Annotated in this window: 17 protein-coding genes; 10 read left to right on the top strand and 7 right to left on the bottom strand. The window is 68.6% G+C overall.

The window, feature by feature from the left end:
- Nucleotides 1-22 precede the first annotated feature (22 nt).
- The 4 genes from ACG00Y_RS16730 to ACG00Y_RS16715 all read right to left on the bottom strand — a co-directional run bounded on the left by ACG00Y_RS16730 (nt 23) and on the right by ACG00Y_RS16715 (nt 3,549).
- Nucleotides 23-949 carry a LysR family transcriptional regulator gene (locus ACG00Y_RS16730; RefSeq protein ID WP_394480729.1) on the bottom strand — a complete coding sequence of 309 codons (927 nt, stop codon included), beginning with the start codon at nt 947-949 and terminating at the stop codon, nt 23-25.
- 10 nt (nt 950-959) lie between these two features.
- Nucleotides 960-1,844, bottom strand: coding sequence for an EamA family transporter (locus ACG00Y_RS16725; RefSeq protein WP_419964750.1), 885 nt, complete (start codon nt 1,842-1,844; stop codon nt 960-962).
- A 41-nt stretch (nt 1,845-1,885) separates the two neighbouring features.
- Nucleotides 1,886-3,004, bottom strand: a complete 1,119-nt coding sequence (locus ACG00Y_RS16720; protein WP_394480728.1) for a diguanylate cyclase — start codon at nt 3,002-3,004, stop codon at nt 1,886-1,888.
- A 62-nt stretch (nt 3,005-3,066) separates the two neighbouring features.
- Nucleotides 3,067-3,549: an Lrp/AsnC family transcriptional regulator gene (locus ACG00Y_RS16715; RefSeq protein ID WP_394480726.1), complete on the bottom strand. Its 483-nt coding sequence runs from the start codon at nt 3,547-3,549 to the stop codon at nt 3,067-3,069.
- A gap of 217 nt (nt 3,550-3,766) precedes the next feature.
- On the opposite strand from ACG00Y_RS16715, the gene ACG00Y_RS16710 reads away from it, so the two are divergent.
- The 4 genes from ACG00Y_RS16710 to ACG00Y_RS16695 all read left to right on the top strand — a co-directional run bounded on the left by ACG00Y_RS16710 (nt 3,767) and on the right by ACG00Y_RS16695 (nt 9,953).
- A complete protein-coding gene (locus tag ACG00Y_RS16710; RefSeq protein WP_394480725.1) occupies nt 3,767-7,306 on the top strand; it encodes an indolepyruvate ferredoxin oxidoreductase family protein in 3,540 nt (1,179 codons plus the stop codon).
- Nucleotides 7,307-7,361: 55 nt separating this feature from the next.
- Complete coding sequence (locus ACG00Y_RS16705) at nt 7,362-8,135, top strand: substrate-binding periplasmic protein (protein ID WP_394480723.1); 774 nt, start codon at nt 7,362-7,364, stop codon at nt 8,133-8,135.
- A gap of 34 nt (nt 8,136-8,169) precedes the next feature.
- Entirely contained in the window at nt 8,170-8,970 is an 801-nt protein-coding gene (locus ACG00Y_RS16700) for a substrate-binding periplasmic protein (protein ID WP_394480722.1), read from the top strand.
- Between the two features lie 71 nt (nt 8,971-9,041).
- Entirely contained in the window at nt 9,042-9,953 is a 912-nt protein-coding gene (locus tag ACG00Y_RS16695; protein ID WP_394480720.1) for a DMT family transporter, read from the top strand.
- On the opposite strand, the gene ACG00Y_RS16690 is transcribed toward ACG00Y_RS16695, so the two are convergent.
- The 3 genes from ACG00Y_RS16690 to ACG00Y_RS16680 are packed head-to-tail and all read right to left on the bottom strand — an operon-like array spanning nt 9,934 to nt 13,783.
- A complete protein-coding gene (locus ACG00Y_RS16690) occupies nt 9,934-12,039 on the bottom strand; it encodes a TRAP transporter large permease (protein ID WP_394480719.1) in 2,106 nt (701 codons plus the stop codon). The two genes, ACG00Y_RS16695 and ACG00Y_RS16690, sit on opposite strands and share 20 nt — an antisense overlap.
- Nucleotides 12,036-12,614 (bottom strand): TRAP transporter small permease subunit, encoded by a 579-nt coding sequence (locus ACG00Y_RS16685; protein ID WP_394480717.1) that lies wholly within the window; start codon nt 12,612-12,614, stop codon nt 12,036-12,038. The genes ACG00Y_RS16690 and ACG00Y_RS16685 overlap by 4 nt, the downstream gene beginning before the upstream one ends.
- Before the next feature lie 47 nt (nt 12,615-12,661).
- The gene (locus ACG00Y_RS16680; protein ID WP_394480715.1) at nt 12,662-13,783 is read right to left on the bottom strand and encodes a TRAP transporter substrate-binding protein; all 1,122 of its coding nucleotides are present in this window, start codon (nt 13,781-13,783) and stop codon (nt 12,662-12,664) included.
- A 238-nt stretch (nt 13,784-14,021) separates the two neighbouring features.
- On the opposite strand from ACG00Y_RS16680, the gene ACG00Y_RS16675 reads away from it, so the two are divergent.
- The 6 genes from ACG00Y_RS16675 to ACG00Y_RS16650 all read left to right on the top strand — a co-directional run bounded on the left by ACG00Y_RS16675 (nt 14,022) and on the right by ACG00Y_RS16650 (nt 18,574).
- The gene (locus ACG00Y_RS16675) at nt 14,022-14,558 is read left to right on the top strand and encodes a cytochrome b (RefSeq protein ID WP_394480714.1); all 537 of its coding nucleotides are present in this window, start codon (nt 14,022-14,024) and stop codon (nt 14,556-14,558) included.
- A gap of 13 nt (nt 14,559-14,571) precedes the next feature.
- Nucleotides 14,572-15,105, top strand: a complete 534-nt coding sequence (locus tag ACG00Y_RS16670; RefSeq protein WP_394480712.1) for a YceI family protein — start codon at nt 14,572-14,574, stop codon at nt 15,103-15,105.
- Nucleotides 15,106-15,150: 45 nt separating this feature from the next.
- A complete protein-coding gene (locus ACG00Y_RS16665) occupies nt 15,151-15,717 on the top strand; it encodes a YceI family protein (protein ID WP_394480710.1) in 567 nt (188 codons plus the stop codon).
- A gap of 224 nt (nt 15,718-15,941) precedes the next feature.
- Nucleotides 15,942-17,333: a sensor histidine kinase gene (locus ACG00Y_RS16660; RefSeq protein ID WP_394480708.1), complete on the top strand. Its 1,392-nt coding sequence runs from the start codon at nt 15,942-15,944 to the stop codon at nt 17,331-17,333.
- Nucleotides 17,330-17,734 carry a hypothetical protein gene (locus ACG00Y_RS16655; RefSeq protein ID WP_394480706.1) on the top strand — a complete coding sequence of 135 codons (405 nt, stop codon included), beginning with the start codon at nt 17,330-17,332 and terminating at the stop codon, nt 17,732-17,734. Before ACG00Y_RS16660 ends, ACG00Y_RS16655 begins: the two co-directional genes overlap by 4 nt.
- 18 nt (nt 17,735-17,752) lie before the next feature.
- The gene (locus ACG00Y_RS16650) at nt 17,753-18,574 is read left to right on the top strand and encodes a LytR/AlgR family response regulator transcription factor (RefSeq protein WP_394480705.1); all 822 of its coding nucleotides are present in this window, start codon (nt 17,753-17,755) and stop codon (nt 18,572-18,574) included.
- Nucleotides 18,575-18,687: the final 113 nt, after the last annotated feature.

Here is an 18,687-nt window from a genome sequence, read left to right as displayed (position 1 = left end):
GCCGTGAAACACGGCGGCGATGCTAGGCGGGCTGCGCGCCGTCGGGGCGGTCTGAATCGGCACCGGCCGGGTGCGAAAAGCAGCCACGGCGGCCGTCGAAGAGCGGCTGCTGGTCTGCGAACACCTGCGCCACATGCCGGCGGACGGTGCGGATGCGGGCGTTGTCGCGCAGGTCGGGATGGCTGAGCAGCCACAGGTCGGCCACGTGGCGGATGTCGGCCTGGGCGAGCCGCAGCAATTGCGGCTCGCCGTCGCCCACATAGGTCGGCAGCATGACCAGGCCCAGGCCTGCGTGGGCGGCGTCCACCATCAGTTCAAGCGATGAGAAGACACCCCAGCAAGGCAGGTCGGCATGGCTGGACTGGGCGACCAGCGCCGCCTGCGCGTCGGCAGGCTCGAAGCCCAGCCAGCGCGTTGGCAGGCGGTCCGCATGCGCCCGCGCCGCATAGTTGGCGATCACCAGCGGCACGAGCGGCTGCGCAATCAGGTGGCTGGGTGGCTGCACGCCGCAGCGCAAGGTGCGCACGGCGATGTCGGCCTCGCTGCGGCTCAGGTCGAAGGCGCGGGTGTCCACGTTGATGGCCAGTTCGATGCCGGGGTGCGCCGCGCACATGTCGCGCAGCCCGGCCAGCAGCAGGCGCGCCACGTAGCCGTCGCAGCAGGTCAGCGTGACGCGGCCGGCCAGGCGCTCGTCGGCGCCCGCCACACCGCGCGCGAGCGCCGCCATCTCCTGTTCGACGCGTTCGGCGCCCGGCAGCATCTGCTCACCCGCCGCGGTGAGGACATAGCCGTCCCGGGTGCGATCAAACAATCGCGTGCCGAGTTGCGCTTCCAGCGCCTCCACGCGCCGCAGCACCGTCGAGTGGCTGACGCCCAGGCAGCTGCCGGCAGCCCTGACGGACTTCATGCGCGCCAGCGTCAGGAAGTGGAGGATGTCGTTCCAGTCCATGGGCCGCAGCCTACCGGCTGCGCCGGAGCAGCTGCGGCCCGAACAGGTTGATTGCCAGGCCGGCCATCACCAGCGCGGCGGCGGCCAGCTTCCAGCCGGGCAGCGCCTCGGCCAGCAGCAGGGCGCTGGCGCCCATGCCGAAGATGGGCACCAGCAAGGCCATCGGCACGATGCGCGCGGCCGGGTGGCGGGCCAGCAGCCAGCTCCAGCAGCCGTAGCCGAACAACGTGTTGGCAAAGCTCTGCCACAGCACGGCCACCCAGGTGCCGGCGTCGGCGGCCACGAGCGCCGTCGTGACGCGCTCGGGCCCGTCGACCAGCAGCGCCAGCACCAGCAGCGGCGGCACCGCGAAGGCGCTGCTCCAGACGACGTAGGCGAGCATGTTCACTCGCCCCGCGCGCTTGCCGACGATGTTGCCGCAGGCCCAGGAGAAGGCGGCGGCCAGCACCATCGCCAGGCCCAGCGGCGTGGTCGTGCCGTCCGTGTGCAGCACGATGACGGCGATGCCGCACACGGCCAGCGCCAGGCCCAGCCACTGCGCGGCCAGCACGCGCTCGCCGGCCAGGCGCACGGCCAGCAGCAGCGTGAAGAACACCTGCGTCTGGATGACCAGCGAGGCCAGCCCCGGTGAGATCTCGCTGCGCATGGCGAGGTACAGCAGCCCGAACTGGCCCACGGCCACGAACAGGCCGTAGCCCGCCAGGTTGCGCCAGCCGACGGCCGGCCGCGCCAGGAAGAAGCAGGCCGGCACGAAGGCGATGGCAAAGCGCAGCACGGCGAGCAGCATGGGCGGCAGGGTGTCCAGCGCGTACTTGATGACGACGAAGTTGCTGCCCCAGATGGCGACGACGGCGAGGGCGAGCAGCAGGTGGCGCAGGGGCAGGTGGGTGGTCATGGGTTCAGGTGATGGCGGGCGGCGCGAGGTGCCGCCCGGGCTCATGGGCCTTCGCAGATGCGGTCGCGGCCCTCGGCCTTGGCCTGGTAGAGCAACTGGTCGGCGCGCTCCAGCGTTTGCGCCAGGGTATCGCCTCGGCGGTGGCCGGTCAGGCCGATGGAGACCGTGACCGAGACCGGCATGCCGCTGCCCATGTCGATGCGCTGCGCGGCGACCTGCAGGCGCAGCCGCTCCATGCCCACCAGCGCCAGCGGCATGGCGGTGTCGGGCAGCAGCACGAGGAACTCCTCGCCGCCCCAGCGGGCGATGACATCGGTGGCGCGCAGCGCCGCCTGGCCGGTCTGGGCGAAGGCGCGCAGCACGGTGTCGCCTGCCGCGTGGCCGTGCTGGTCGTTGATGCGCTTGAAGTGGTCCAGATCCAGCACGGCGATGCAGAAGTCGTGCCCTTGACGCAGCGAGCGCAACAGTTCCTGGTCCATCAAGGCCTGCATCTGGCGGCGGTTGGGCAGGCCGGTGAGTTCGTCGCGTGTGGCGATGGCGTGCAGCTGCGCCAGCGCGCGGGCCAGCTCCTGGCGCTGGTCGGCCAGGCGGTGGCGGATGCGGCTCAGCCGCGCCGTCAGCACGGCCACGGCGGGCAGCATGCAGGCCAGCATCAGGAAGTGGATGCGCTCGAATTCCGCTGGGTAGGCCTCGGGCCGCAGCCAGGACATGGTGGCCATGACGGCGCCGAAGAGGACCAGTGCGTAGGCCGCGAGGCCGTAGGCGCTGCGCGCGCGCAGCTGGAACATGCCGAACATCTGTACCAGCGTCAGCACCGGAAAGACGGCGCCGCGCAGCGGGCCCACCTGCGCATAGGCCAGCGCGGCGGCGCTGAGCGCGAAGGCGATCTGCACGGTGGTCAGCGAAGGGTCGGCAAAACGCAACGACCAGCCGCTGCGGATGGCGGCGTAGACGAGCGCCATGCCGCCCACGGCGTAGACCGTCCAGGCCCAGGTGAGCGCGCCGGCTTTGCCCTGCGTGAGGGCCACGCCGTGATGCAGCATGACGACGCTGACGGCCATCAGCAGCATGGCCAGCGAGGTCTGACGCAGGCGCAGGCGCTGGGCGGGCTCAGTGCCCAGCCATCGATCGCCCAGCCTGCGGAGGTGCGACTTCGCCATGGCCGCAGCCTAACGCGATCGCCGTGCCAGGTCTTGCTGTTTGGCGGTGCGCGCGGGCGCGGTCATCCGCCAAGGTGGCCGAGCGGCAGCACGCCGCTGGCCTTGACCTCGCCGAGCGAGAAGCTGGTGTGGATGTCCTTCACGTTGGGCAGCTTTAAGAGCGTGTTGATGGAGAAGCGAGAGAAGGCGTCCAGGTCGGTCACCATGACCTGCAGCTCGAAGGTGCCGGTGCCCGAGATGTAGTGGCAGGCGATGACCTCGGGCAGCAGGCGGATCGCGTCCTCCAGCGCCTTGGTGGCCGTGGCGGCGCTGCGCTCGGCGTCCACGCGCACGAAGGCCAGCACGCCCAGGCCGATCTTGCGGCGGTCGATCTCGGCGCGGTAGCCGGTGATGTAGCCCTGCTCCTCCAGCCACTTGACGCGCCGCCAGGTGGGCGCGGCCGACAGGCCGATGCGCTGGGCCAGCTCGGCGTTGGACTGGCGGGCGTCGCGCTGCAGTTCGGCCAGGATGGCGATGTGGTAGCGGTCGAGGTCGGCGGAACTCATGGTTTGCCCTTGGCGACGAATCAGCGATGTGAATTGAATTGAATTCTGCTTGATTGCGAAAGGATCTTGCCGTGTGCGCATGTTCTGAGCGCAAACGGGAAAGCACCCGTTACCCCCGTTTCCCTACACTGACCGGCCCGGCCATACTGGCCACACGCCCGCGCGCCAGGCCCCACAAGGGCCACCACGCCGAGCTGCCAATCAGGAGCTAGATCCGATGAACGCCCCCCTGCCTGAGCACGTCCTGCGCGCCCTTCAAACGGTCTCGCTCGACGACAAGTACGCGCTGGACTCCGGCCGAGCCTTCATGAGCGGCGTGCAGGCGCTGGTGCGACTGCCCATGCTGCAGCGCACGCGCGACGCGCTGGCCGGTTTGAATACGGCGGGCTTCATCAGCGGCTACCGCGGCTCGCCGCTGGGCACTTACGACCAGGCGCTGTGGGCGGCCAAGAAGCACCTGGCCAAGCAGCACATCGTCTTCCAGCCGGGCGTGAACGAGGAGCTGGGTGCGACGGCCGTGTGGGGCACGCAGCAGCTGGACCTCTTCCCCGAGAAGGCCAAGTTCGACGGCGTGTTCGGCCTCTGGTACGGCAAGGGCCCGGGCGTGGACCGCTGCATCGACGTGTTCAAGCACGCCAACATGGCCGGCACGTCCAAGCATGGCGGCGTCATCGCCATTGCGGGCGACGACCACATCGCCAAGAGCTCGACGGCCGCCCACCAGAGCGACCACGTCTTCAAGGCCGTGGGCTTCCCGACCTTCTTCCCGAGCAGCGTGCAGGACATCCTCGACATGGGCTTGCACGCCTTGGCGATGAGCCGCTTCTCGGGCCTGTGGGCGGGCATGAAGACCATCCAGGAGATCGTCGAGAGCTCGGCCTCGGTCAGCGTCGATCACGACCGCGTCAACATCATCCTGCCCGAGGACTTCCAGATGCCGCCCGGCGGCCTGCACATCCGCTGGCCCGATCCGCCGCTGGAGCAGGAGGCGCGGATGATGAACTTCAAGTGGTACGCGGCACTGGCCTACATCCGGGCCAACAAGCTCAACCACAACGTCATTGAGGGGCCGAACGATCGCTTCGGCCTCATCACCAGCGGCAAGGCCTTCAACGACACGCGCCAGGCGCTGCACGACCTGGGCCTGGACGACGACACCTGCCGCCGCGTCGGCATTCGCCTGCACAAGGTCAATGTGGTGTGGCCGCTGGAGGCGCAGATCACGCGCGAGTTCGCCAAGGGCTTGCAGGAGATCCTGGTCGTCGAGGAGAAGCGCCAGATCATCGAATACCAGGTCAAGGAAGAGCTCTACAACTGGCGCGCCGACGTGCGCCCCAATGTGCTCGGCAAGTTCGACGCCGGCGACGCCGAGGGCGGCGAGTGGAGCGTGCCCAACCCCAGCGAACACTGGCTGCTGCGCCCGCAGGCCGACCTGACGCCGGCCCTCATTGCCCGCGCCATCGCCAAGCGGCTGAAGAAGCTGGGCGTGGACGCCGACATCCGTGCCCGCCTGGATGCGCGCATGGCGGTCATCGACGCCAAGGAGGCCGCGTTGAAGTCCGAGGAGCAGACCGCCGGCGGCGCCGACCGCACGCCCTGGTTCTGCTCCGGCTGCCCGCACAACACCAGCACCCGCGTGCCGGAAGGCAGCCGCGCGGTGGGCGGCATCGGCTGCCACTACATGGTCACCTGGATGCCCGGTCGCAAGACGGCCACCTTCACGCAGATGGGCGGCGAGGGTGTGCCCTGGGTGGGCCAGGCGCCGTTCACCGACGAGAAGCACATCTTCAGCAACCTCGGCGACGGCACCTACTTCCACAGCGGCAGCCTGGCCATCCGCCAGAGCATCGCGGCGGGTGTGAACATCACCTACAAGATTTTGTATAACGACGCGGTTGCGATGACCGGCGGCCAGACCGTGGGCGAGCGGCCCGAGGGCCACACGGTGCTGCAGATCATGAACAGCGTGATCTCCGAGGGCGTGAAGAAGCTGGTCATCGTCACCGACGAGCCGGCGAAATATGAGGGTGTCGCCCTGGCGCCGGGGGTCACGGTGCACCACCGCGACGAGCTGGACGACATCCAGCGCCAGTTCCGCGAGATCGAGGGCACCTCGGCCATCATCTACGACCAGACCTGTGCCACCGAGAAGCGCCGCCGCAGGAAGCGCGGCAAGCTGGTGGACCCGGCCAAGCGCGTCGTCATCAACGAGCTGGTCTGCGAGGGCTGCGGCGACTGCTCGGTGCAGTCCAACTGCCTGTCGGTCGAGCCGGTCGAGACCGACTTCGGCCGCAAGCGCCAGATCAACCAGAACAGCTGCAACAAGGACTACTCCTGCGTGAAGGGGTTCTGCCCCAGCTTCGTCACCGTCGAGGGCGGCGAGCTGAAGAAGCCCAAGAAGGAAGGCCGCAAGAGCCCGTTCGACGCAGCGCTGCCGATGCTGCCGATGCCGGTGGTGCCCAACCCCGAGAAGGCCTGGGGCATCGTCGTCGGCGGCGTGGGCGGCACGGGTGTCATCACCATCGGCCAGCTGCTGGGCATGGCGGCCCATCTGGAAGGCAAGGGCGTCATCACGCAGGACGCGGCGGGCCTGGCGCAGAAGGGTGGCGCGACCTGGAGCCACATCCAGATCGCCAACGAGCCCGAGGCCATCTTCTGCACCAAGGTCGGCACCGCAGAGGCCGACCTCGTCATCGCCTGCGACGCCATCGTCGCCGCCAACAAAGCCACGCTGGCCGTCATGCGCGAGGGTCGCACCTATGTCGCGCTGAACACGCATGGCTCGCCGACGGCCACGCTGGTCAACGACGCGAACTGGCGCTTCCCCGGCGCGGCCTGCGAGGCGGCGGTGGGCAATGCGGTGGGCCGTGACCACCTGGGTTCCTTCGACGCCGAGGAAGTGGCGGTCAAGCTGGTGGGCGACTCGCTCTACACCAACCCGCTGATGCTGGGCTACGCCTGGCAGCAGGGCCGTGTACCGCTGAGCTACGACGCGCTGATGCGCGCCATCGAGCTGAACGGCGTGCAGGTGGACAACAACAAGGTCGCGTTTGAGTGGGGCCGGCGCTGCGCGCATGATTTGCCGGCCGTGCAGGCGCTGTATGCGGCGCAGCAGGTCATCCAGTTCGTCAAGCGTCAGGGCCTGGACGAGATCGTCGCCAAGCGCGTGGACTTCCTGACGGGCTATCAGAGCGCAAGCTATGCGGCCGAGTACAAGGCCTTCGTGGAGAAGGTGCGCGCGGCCGAAGTGCCGCTCAACTCTAGCCGCTTGACCGAGGCCGTCGCCCGCTACCTGTTCAAGCTGATGGCCTACAAGGACGAGTACGAGGTGGCGCGCCTGCACACCGACGCGGCCTTCACGGCCAAGGTCGCCGGCATGTTCGAGGGCGACTACAGACTGGTCCACCACCTGGCGCCGCCGCTGCTGGCGAAGAAGAACAGCAAGGGCGAGCTGGTCAAGCGCCCGTTCGGCCCCTGGATTCGCCCCGCCTTCGGCCTGCTCGCCAAGCTCAAGGGCCTGCGCGGCACGGCCTTTGACGTGTTCGGCTACACCGAGGAGCGCCGCATGGAGCGCCGCTGGATCGCCAACTACCGCGCCGGTGTCGACAAGGCGTTGGCCGGCCTGTCTGCCGAGACGCTGCCCACCGCCGTCGAGCTGGCGCGGGTGCCCGAGGACATCCGCGGCTACGGCCATGTGAAGGCCCGCCACGAGACGGCGGCACGGGCCAGGTGGGACGCGCTGCTGGCCAAGCTCTGAGCAACTGCATGGCAGGCTCAGGTGAGGCGTGCGCGCCTCACCTACAGTGCCGGCCATGCGCCGCCGCCTCACCCTGCAATTAGGTCTGCTGCCCGGGTGGCTCGCGGCCGCCCCGGCCGAGCCGCTGCTGCTGCGCTCCGCTGCCCAGGCCGGGTTCGCGCACAAGTACAACCCGGGCGCCCCGGGGCCGCAGGGCTTCTGCATCGACTACATCCAGGCGCTGAAGCGCGTCGATGCGGGGCTGGACTTCTCCGGCCTGCAGCAGATGTTGCCGACGCCGCGCATCGAGCAAGACCTGGCGGCCGGCCGCATCGACGTGTTCTTCGCCATGCTGAGGACACCCGAACGCGAGGCGCTGTACCGCTTCGTCGACAGCCCGCGGCTGTATGCCATCCACCACCAGGTGGCGGTGCTCACGTCGGACGCGCAGGCCGAGCAGGTGCGCGGCTTTGCCGACCTGCGCGCGTTGCGCGGCGAGGGGCGCGTTCTCACCACCAAGGGCAGCGGCTATGCCGACTTCCTCAGAGGCGAGGCCGGCCTGGACGTCGATGACGGTGCGACCAGCCTGGAGCAGAACCTGCGCAAGCTGCTGAGCGGCCGGGCGCGCTTCCTGTACGACTCGGAGTCGCTGCTGCAGCGCACGATACAGGCCATGGACTTGCAGGCGCAGGTGCGCATCCTGCCGACCGTCTTCCGCCGCCAGGACCTGCTGCTGGCCTACACGCCCGGGCTTCCGGCGCAGCGCCTGGCCCGCGTCGTCGCCGCGATGCAGGCGCTGGAGGCCAACGGCGGCGCGGCCAGGCTGAGGGCGGCCTACGGGCTGCGTTGACCTTAGCATCGGGCCTCACCCGGGAGTTGCCACCGTGCCGCATCGTCCATCGCTCGTCCTGCTGGGTCTGGCCGCTGCGCTGGCGGCCGGGTCCGCCGCTGCCGATCGCACCGTGCGCGGCTGCGCGCATCCGGCGGCCCAGCCCATGAGCTGGGCGCACCAGGGGCAGCTTCACGGCGTCTGCGTCGAGGCGGCGAAGCGCGCGTTCGCGGCGGCGGGCTGGACGCTGCGGGTCGACGACGTGGGCCCCTGGTCGCGCTGCCAGGCGCTGGTCGAGCGCGGACAGGTCGATGCCATCGTCTGCGCCTTCGACACCCCGAGGCGGCGCGAGTACGCCGCAGTGGTCGAGCCGGCGCTGGCGCGCAACGAGGCGGCGCTGTTCGTGCGCCGTGACAGCCGCTTGCGGTTCGAGCAATGGTCCGACCTGAGCGGGCTGCGCATCGGCGTGGGGCACGGGGTCAGCCTGGGGAGCGAGGTCGACCGCCAACTGGCCCGCCACGCCCGGGTGGACAACGCGCTCAGCGAGACGATGAACCTGCGCAAGCTGCTGGCCGGGCGGCTGGATGCGCTCGCCACGGCGCGCGAGGCCGGCGAGCAGATGCTGCGGGCGCACGGCTGCGAGCAGCAGGTGCGGGTGCTGCCGCGCACGCTGGGCGGCGCGCCGCTGTACCTGCAGATAGCGCGTCAGTCGCCCGCCGTCGCGGCCTTGGCCGGGGTGCGCGGCTACCTGCAGCGGCCCGAGTACGCCGCCGAGCTGCAGCAGCTGCACGCCCAGCAGGCCGAGCTTTACCGCCGCCAGAACCCGGCGCCGCTGCAAACTTCCTGCAAGCCCTGAGCGGCGCGAAAGCCAGGCTTCACCAGTCAAGAGACGGGGCGCCGGCGCCCGCGCCTAGACTGGGCCGCGTCATGCCCGCCGCTCCGCCGCCCCAGACCGCCTCCAATCGCCGCTGGCTGGGGCTTGCGCTGGCCGTGCTGGGCGCCATCGGCTTCTCCGGCAAGGCCATCATCGTCAAGCTGGCCTACCGGCACGGCGTGGACCCCATCACGCTGCTGATGTGGCGCATGCTGCTGGCGCTGCCGTTCTTCCTGGCCATGGCCTGGTGGGCGGGCCGGGGCAAGCCGGCGTTGACGCGCCGGGACTGGCGCGACATCGGCGTGCTGGGCTTCAGCGGCTACTACCTGGCCAGCTACCTGGACTTCGCCGGCCTGGCCTATATCTCGGCCAGCCTGGAGCGCCTGATCCTGTACCTCAACCCGACGCTGGTGCTGCTGATCTCGGTGGTGTTCTTCAAGCACCGGTTGCAGGCGCGGCAGGTGATTGCGATGGCGATCAGCTATGCCGGCGTCGTCGCGGTGTTCGCGCACGAACTGAGCTTCGACGGCGCCAACACGGCCATCGGCACGGCGTTGGTGTTCGCCAGTGCGGTCAGCTATGCGATCTACCTGGCGCTCAGCGGCAAGGTCGTGCAGCGCCTGGGGTCCATGCGCCTCGCGGGCCTGGCCAGCAGCGTGGCCTGCGCGCTGTGCATAGCCCAGTTCCTGCTGCTCAAGCCGCTGTCCGCCGCCGCCGTGCCCGAGCTGGTGCTGTGGCTGTCGCTGCTCAACGCGACGGCCTGCACGGTGGCGCCGGTGCTGATGGTGATGCTGGCCATCGCCCGCATCGGCGCGCCGCTGTCGTCGCAGGTCGGCATGGTGGGGCCGATGAGCACGCTGATCATGGGCGTGCTCGTCCTGGGCGAGCCGATGAACGCATGGATCGCCGTCGGCACGCTGCTCGTGCTCGGCGGCGTCACGCTGGTCAGCCGTAAAGCACCTTAGGCAGCCACAGGCCGATGGCGGGCCAGAGGTAGAGCATGACGATGGCGATGACCTGGATGGCCATGAAGGGCAGCATGCCAACGAAGATCTGGTTCAGCGTCACATGCGGCGGGGCGACGCCCTTCAGGTAGAAGGCCGCCATGGCCACCGGCGGGCTCAGGAAGGCGGTCTGCAGGTTCAGCGCCACCAGCAGGCCGAAGAACAGCGGGTCCACGCCGAAGTGGTCCAGCAGCGGGATGAAGATGGGCATGAAGATGACGATGATCTCCGTCCACTCCAGCGGCCAGCCGAGGATGAAGATGATCATCTGGCTGAGGATCAGGAACTCGGTCTTGCTGAGGTTCATGCCCAGCACCCATTTCTCCACCAGGTCCTGCCCGCCCAGCAGCGCGAAGGCCGCCGAGAAGATGGCCGAGCCGACGAACAGCCAGCACACCATGGCGCTGGTCTTGGCGGTCAGGAAGACCGACTCCTTCACTTCGGTCTGCAGCCGCGCCTGGCGATAGGCCATCAGCGCCCACAGCAGGATGCCGCCACCGGCGATGGCGCCCAGGGCCGGGCTCACTGCAGTTGCGGTGAGCCCCTCCTTGTGCGCCACATACCAGGCGATGCAGCCCAGCAGCGGCAGCCACAGCAGCAGCCAGACGATGAAGACCGGCCGGCGCTGGCCGGGCTCGCGCTTGTGGATGACCGAGTAGATGGCTGCCAGCACATAGCCGCCGAAGGCGCCCACGGCTGCCGCCTCGGTGGGCGTGGCCAGGCCGAAGACGATGGAGCCCAGCACCGCCAGGATCATCACCAGCAGCGGGAAGAAGCTGGTCAGCAGCAGCTTGAAGATCTCCAGGCGCTGGAAGCTGAGCATCGCGTAGAAGGCAAACAGGCAGGCCGCCGAGACGGCCCAGCCCACCCAGCCGTTGCCGCTGGGTGCCGGCGCGCTGGCCGCTTCGGCTGGCGGCTCGGCGATGTCCGCTGCGGCAGGCTCGTTGGCGACGGCTTCGGCGCCTGGAGGCTCGGCGACGCCGGCCTCTTCTTCACGCGGCGGCTCGGCCAGCCCGTCTGCTTCCGCGGGAGGCTCGGCCAGGCCGCCTTCGCTGGGCTGAGGCGCCTCCACGCCCATGGCCTGCGGCGCGTCGGCCGACGGCAGCTCGACCGCCCTCGGATTGTGCGCATGCAGCCAGCCGACGCCGGCGATCAGCAGCACCAGGGCCACCGGCAGCAGGGCCACGCCCAGCTGCCGTAGCACCGGGGCCTTGTCGCGCTCGCGGCCCAGAGCCTGCAGCAGCGCCGGCAGGGCCAGCCGCACGCGGCCCCCGCTGAGGCGCGCGGCCAGGCCGGGCAGGTCGACATGGCGGGCCTCGGCCGACAGCGGCGGCATCAGCGCCGGCTTGAGCTTGGCCAGCACGACCACGTAGAGCACGTACAAGCCCGCCAGCATCAGGCCGGGGAAGAAGGCGCCGGCATACAGCTGCACCACCGACACGCCCGCCGTGGCGCCGTAGACGATGAGCATGACCGACGGCGGGATCAGGATGCCCAGACAGCCGCCGGCCGTGATGGCGCCGGCCGACACGCGCACGTCGTAGCCGCCCTTGAGCATCTGCGGCAGCGCCAGCAAGCCCATCAGCGTGACGACGGCGCCGACGATGCCGGTCGCGGTGGCGAAGATGGCGCAGGTGAAGATGGTGGCCACCGCCAGCGAGCCGGGCACGCGGGCCATGGCCAGGTGCAGGCTCTTGAACAGCTTGTCGATCAGGTTGGCCCGCTCGACCAGGTAGCCCATGAAGACAAACAGCGGGATGGAGATGAGCACGTCGTTGCCCATCACCTTGAAGGCGCTCTGCACCATCAGCGCCATCATCTTGCCGGTGTCGAAGTCGTAGGCCAGCCAGGTGAAGAGCATGCCCATGCCCATCAGCGTGAAGGCGGTGGGGAAGCCCAGCATGATGGCCACGACGACCAGCGCCAGCATGGTGAGGCCAAGGTGGCCGCGGGTCAGCTGCTCGGCACTGAGCAGCACGAAGCCCGTGCCGGCAATGATGAGCCCCATCAGCACGAAGCCGAACCAGAGTTCCTTGCGGATCTTCATGACCGCGCTCCGTCTGCGTGGACCATCTGCTTGAGCTTGTCGACGTCGACCTCTTCGACGTCCTGCTCACGGCTGGGCCAGTGGCCCTGCTGCAGGCATTGCACGCAGCGCACGATCTCCACGACCCCCTGCAGCAGCAGCAGGCCGCCGGCCAGCGGAATGACGGCCTTGAAGGGGTAGACCGGCAGCGGTGTGGCGCTGAAGGTGGACTCGCGGATGGCCAGCGCATCCTGGAAGAAGGTCCAGCCGGCCCACGTCAACGCGACGATGCCGGGCATGAAGAACACGATGTAGAGCAGCAGGTCGATGGCCGCCTGCGTGCGCGGCCTGAAGAAGCCGTAGAGCACGTCGCCGCGCACATGGCCGGCCTTGGCCAGCGTGTAGGCGCCGGCCATCATGAACAACGTGCCATAACCCATCAACTGGGCGTCCAGGTTCCAGTCGTGCGGCGTGTTGAGGATGTAGCGGGAGAACACTTCCCAGCTGATCAAGGCGGTCAGCGCCACGATCAGCCAGGCAAAGGCCTGGCCTATCCAGGTGGACAGGCGGTCCACGGCGAGCAGCAGTTTTTTCATGTGCGGTCAGGAAAAAGGGGCGCGAGGCCCCTTGGTGTCACCGGGTGTCAGGCCTTCTTGGCCGGGGCCCGGAAGTAGTGATTCCAGGCCATCTTGTAGTCCACCGTGTAGTCGTTCTGCCAGCCGCCCGCGCGCAGGGCAAAGGCCTTCTGGCTGTCCAGCACCTTCTTGAACAGCGGGTTCTCGGCGGCCTTGGCTTTGGTGACCTTGTCCCAGGCGGCCAGCTGGGCGCGCAGCACGCTGTCGGGCGTCTTGTAGAACTTCACGCCGGCCTTTTTCAGCTCGTTGTAGTCGGTGCTGTTGCGCTCGATGGCCTTCCAGCTCATGTCGGCGCTGGCGGCCTGCACGGCGTAGTCGATGACGGCCTTCAGTTCGGCCGGCAGGCCGTCGTACTTCGCTTTGTTGAACAGGATCTCGAACTGCTCGCCGCTCTGGTGGAAGCTCTGCAGCATGCAGTTCTTGGCCACGTCGGCAAAGCCCAGCAGGCGGTCGGACGACGCATTGTTGAACTCGGCCGCATCGATCAGGCCGCGGTCCAGCGCCGGCACGATCTCGCCGCCGGGCAGCGGGTTGACCGCTGCGCCCAGTTCCTTGAACACGTCGACCGCCAGGCCGACGGTGCGGAACTTCAGGCCCTTGAGGTCTTCCGGCTTGCCGATGGGCTTCTTGAACCAGCCCAGCGGCTGCGTGGGCATGGGGCCGTACAGGAAGGACACGACATCGATGTTCAGCGCCGCATAGATCTCGGCCAGCATGGCCTTGCCGCCGCCGTAGTTGTGCCAGGCCAGCAGCATGTTCGGGTCCATGCCGAAGGCCGGGCCCGAGCCCCACAGCGCCAGCGCGGTGTTCTTGCCGTAGTGATAGGCCACCACGCCGTGGCCGCCGTCCAGCGTGCCCTTGTTGACGGCGTCCAGCAGCTGGAAGGCCGGCACCACCGAGCCGCTGGGCAGCACCTCGATCTTCAGGCGGCCGCCGGCCATGTCGTTGACCTTCTTGGCGAAGTCCTGGGCGTACTCGTGGAAGATGTCTTTCGCCGGCCAGGTCGACTGGAAGCGCAGGCTGGTGGTCTGCGCGGTCGAGATCATCGGCATGGCCAGCGCGCCGGCTCCGGCCGTCGTGGCGGCGGCTGTCTTGATGAAGCGACGACGTGCACTGGGTTTCTGGGTCATGGGCTTGTCTCCAATTTGAAATATTTGACTGCGCCTTCAACGAATCGTGCGGCTGGGCGCCCCGCCGACGTGCCCGACTGTCTGGCCGCGCCCTTGTCCGGCGCAACTGGGTCAAACCCAGTGGTGCGGCGGGTCATTTCAAAAGCAGGGCGAACAGGGGCGATTCAAAATCGCTGAACAATGGCGACAACCCGGGTGAACCGCCCGCCGGTCAGCGAGGAACACACTGCGAGCCATGATGAGCACTGCCACCCGCTACACCCCCGTCGCCGTCGTGCTGCACTGGCTGATGGCGCTGGCCATCATCGGCACCTTCAGCGTCGGCTTCTACATGGCCGACCTGGCGTTCTCCATGACGCGGCTCAAGCTCTACAACTGGCACAAATGGGCCGGCGTCACCATCCTGGCGCTGGCCGCCGTGCGCCTGCTGTGGCGCCTGACGCACCGCCCGCCGGCCGACCTGCCCATGCCCGCCTGGCAGGCGCGCGCCGCACATGCCACGCACACGCTGCTCTACGTCACCTTCTTCGCCGTGCCGCTGCTGGGCTGGGCCTACAGCTCGGCGGCGGGCTTTCCCATCGTCTGGTTCGGCGTGCTGCCGCTGCCCGACTTCGTGCCCAAGGACAAGGCGCTGGCCGACACGCTGAAGGAACTGCACAAGTTCGCCGCCTACGGCTTGGCCCTGCTCGTGCTGGCCCATGTCGGCGGCGCCCTCAAGCACCGCTTCATCGACCGCGACGGGCTGCTGGCCCGCATGTCGCTGCGCCGCTCCTGAACAGGAATCCCACATGACCAAACTTCTCTCTGCACTGCTCCTTGCCGCTGCACTTGTGCCTGCCCAGGCCGCCACGCTGCAGCCCGCCAAGAGCGACCTCAGCTTCACCTTCAAGCAAATGGGTGTGCCGGTCGACGGCAAGTTCACCAAGTTCGACGCTCAGCTCGACTTCGATCCCAAGAAGCCCGAGGCCGGCAAGATCGCCTTCACGGTGGACCTGGGCAGCGTGTCGCTGGGCGACGCTAGCTTCGATGCCGAGGTCGTCAAGGCGCCGTGGTTCGACACCAAGCGCAACGGCAAGGCCACATTTGTGTCCAGCGGCATCAAGCCCACCGGCGCCGGCAAGTACGACGTGGCCGGCAAGCTGACCATCAAGGGCGCCGTGCGCGACATCGTCGTGCCCATCATGCTCGCCAATGGCGTTGCCTCGGGCGCAGTGCCCATCAAGCGTCTGGACTTCAAGATCGGCGACGGCGAATGGGCCGACACCTCGGTCGTCGCCAACGATGTCACCGTCAAATTCAAGCTGTCCTTTGCCGGCATCTAAGCTGGTCTTTCACTTTTTCCTTCCCCACCCCCGGAGCCCTCACCCATGAAGAATGCCCTGCTGCTCACCGCCCTGCTCGCCGCCGTTGGCGCCGCCCAGGCCCAGAGCGCCACCTACGCCATCGACCCGACGCACACGCAAGTCGTGTTCGAAGCCAAGCACTTCGGCGTCAGCACCAACCGCGGCCGCTGGGACAAGAAGGAAGGCACCGTCACGCTGGACAAGGCCGCCAAGACCGGCAAGGTCGAGTTCACCCTCGACATGGCCTCCATCTCCACCGGCATCGGCCCCTTCGACGGGCACCTGAAGAGCAAGGACTTCTTCGCCGCCGAGGAGTTCCCGACAGCCAAGTTCGTCGGCGACAAGTTCACCTTCAGTGGCGACAAGCTCGCCAGCGTGGCCGGTGAGCTGACGCTGCGCGGCGTGACCAAGCCGGTCACGCTGACCGCCTCCAGCTTCGGTTGCTACGAGAACCCGCGCCTGAAGCGCGAGGTCTGCGGCGGCGACTTCGAGGCCACCATCCTGCGCAGCCAGTGGGGCATGAGCTACGGCCTGCCCGGCATCCCGGACAGCGTGCGCCTGCTGATCCAGGTCGAAGCCATCAAGCAGTAAGCGCTGCCGACCTCCCGCTCACGAGCCCGCTTCGGCGGGCTTTTTGCTGGGCGGAAGGCGCTATCCGTGACGTATTCCCGCAGGCGTCACACGGGCGTCACGCCACGGCTAGCGGCCTGTCGGGCATCCCTGCAGTTCGTCACCCGCACCGGCCGGCGCGTCGCTCCGGCGCCACGCCGCCTTGAGCGCCTGCTTACAGTGGCCCCAACGACAAGAAAACGGCCATGAGTACCTCCTTCACCCCCAGCCCCCAGCAGAAGCTCTGGCTCGAGCGCTGGCAGCGCTTTTCCGCCGCAGTGCTGCGCTACTTCCATGCCTACGCCGGCTGGCTTGTTGGTATCAGCTGGAAGCGCTTCGTGCTGTTGTCACTGGCGCTGCTGATCGGTATCAATGTGCTGAAGAACCTGCCGCCCTTCACCTGGCGCATCAGCGAACAGGTCGAGGAGCAGGACCCCGGCGACGCGCGCCGCCAGCTCAAGAAGGCGGCCGAGAAGGCCAAGCAGGCGGCCGAGCAGGCCAGGAAGGCCGCCAAGAGCGTGCCCTACGAGGTGAAGATCGACGAGCGCGGCGTGCACATCCGTCCCGTGCCGGCCGCGTCCGGCGCCAGCGCCGCCGACGGCGCCGCTCCCGCCATCGAGATCGACTTCCCAAAGAGCGCCAAGCCCGAGGACATCGGCGCCGCGCTGGACGAGGCCAAGGACAAGCTGCAGCAGCTCAAGCACGACGCCGAAGAGGTGCGCCAGGCGCAGGAGCAGGCCGCCGACGCGCAGCGGGCGCTGGAGGAAGCGACCGCCGAGTTCAGCGAGGCGAAGGCCGAGTCCCGCCGCAAGATCACCGTCATCCGCATGGGCGACTCGCTGGTCGACCTGGCCATCCTGTGGGTGCTGGCGTCCGCCGTCATCAAGGCGATGTACAAGGGCCGCATCCAGGCCGAGGTGAAAGCCGCCCAGGCCACCGAGACGGCCGAGAGCGAGGCGCTGAAGCGCCAGGTCGTCGAGGCCCGCATGGCCGCGATGCAGGCCCAGGTCGAGCCGCACTTCCTGTTCAACACGCTGGCCAGCATCGACCACCTCATCGAGACCGACCCGCCGCGCGCCAGTCAGATGCAGAAGAACCTCATTGCGCTGCTGCGGGCCTCCATGCCGACGATGCGTGAGGCCAATGCCAGCGGCGCGGTGCGCGACCTGGGTCGCGAGCTGGCCGTCATCCGGCCCTATCTCGAAATCCTGAAGGTGCGCATGGAAGAGCGCCTGCAGACCGAGATCGACGTGCCCGAGGGCCTGCTGTCCGCCGAGTTCCCGCCCATGATGATCCAAGGCCTGGTGGAGAACGCCATCAAGCACGGCCTGGAGCCCAAGGCCGAGGGCGGCAGCCTCAAGGTCAAGGCCGAGATCCTGCACGGCAAGCTGGCCGTGACGGTCGCCGACACCGGCCTGGGCTTCGGCCGCGCCGCCACCAGCGGCACCGGCGTGGGCCTGGCCAACATCCGCGAACGCCTGCAACTGCTGCACGGCAGCAAGGCCAGCGTCACCGTCACCGAGAACCAACCCAGCGGCACGGTCGTCACGATCACCGTGCCCTACCGCAGCCGCAACGACGAAGGAGTCGCATCATGAAGACCTTGTTCAAGATCCTGTTCATCGCCACCGGGCTGATGGTGCTGATGGCGATGTTTGGTGGCTTCGCGCTGCTCAACCACCACGGCTCCGACATGCACATCGTGCTGAACGACGACGAGCTGTTCTTCGGCGGCAGCGACTTCGGCGACTGGCTGGGCGCCAGCATCGGCCTGTTCGTCGCCGGCCTGGTCTGCATCGTCGTGCTGCCGCTGGTGCTGCTGCTGGGTGTGGCCTTGCCGCTGCTCATCGTCGGGGGTGTGCTGACGCTGATCGTCGGCGGCCTGCTGGGCGTCGGCGCGCTGCTCGGTTCGCCGCTGATCCTGCTGGGCCTGCTGCTCTTCATCGTGCTGCGCAACCGCCGCCGCGCGAACAGCGCGGCGCGCAGGGAGCCGGTTTGAGCTAGTAGCATCGTCGGCATGAGCAATGCACCCATCCGCGCCGTTCTGGCCGACGACGAACGCCTGATGCGCGAACAGCTGCGCAGCCGCCTCACCGAGGTCTGGCCCGAGCTGGAGATCGTCGCGGAGGCCAAGAACGGCCTCGAAGCGGTCGAGCTGACGCGAGAGCACAAGCCCGACCTCGTCTTCCTCGACATCCGCATGCCCGGCCTCACGGGCGTGGACGCGGCCCGGCAGATCGCCCAGCTGCCCGAGGACGACGACTGGCTGGTGCCCGAGATCGTCTTCATCACCGCCTACGACCAGTACGCGGTCGAGGCCTTCGAGCAGGGCGTGGCCGACTACGTGCTGAAGCCGGCAGAGCGCGAGCGCCTGCAGCTGACCGTGGCGCGCATCAAGAAGCGCCTGGCCCAGCGCGAGGCGCCGTCAGCCGACTTCAGCGACAGCGCCCCGGTGCCGCTGCAGCAGCTGCTGCACAAGCTGTCCGGCCAGATCAACCCGTCCGCCAAGCCGCAGTACCTGCAGTGGATCCAGGCGACGGTCGGCCAGGCCATACAGATGATCCCGGTGGAGGACGTGCTGTTCTTCATCAGCGACGAGAAGTACACCCGCGTGCAGACGGCCAAGGTCGAGGCCTTGATCCGCAAGCCCATCAAGGAGCTGGTCGACGAGCTGGACCCGCAGCTCTTCTGGCAGATCCACCGCTCCACGCTCGTCAACGCCCGCGCCATCGACGGCATCACGCGCGACTTCCGCGGGCGGCAGCTGGTGGGGGTGAAGGGGCTGACGGAGAAGCTGGAAGTCAGCCGCAGCTATACGCACTTGTTCAAGGGCATGTGACTGCGCCTTGAGTGCGGGCCGAGCGCCGGGCCGCTCCCAAGCCGGCCCGCAGGCGATGTGCGAGCGGGGCATTCCCCGCGAGCATCGCCGTCCCCTCGGGGGACCGACCAGGC

The sequence above is a fragment of the Pelomonas parva genome (genome assembly GCF_043555835.1).
GTDB lineage: Bacteria > Pseudomonadota > Gammaproteobacteria > Burkholderiales > Burkholderiaceae_C > Pelomonas > Pelomonas parva.
Note: the sequence above shows the minus strand (reverse complement) of the source record. Positions and strands in the feature narration are given on the sequence as shown.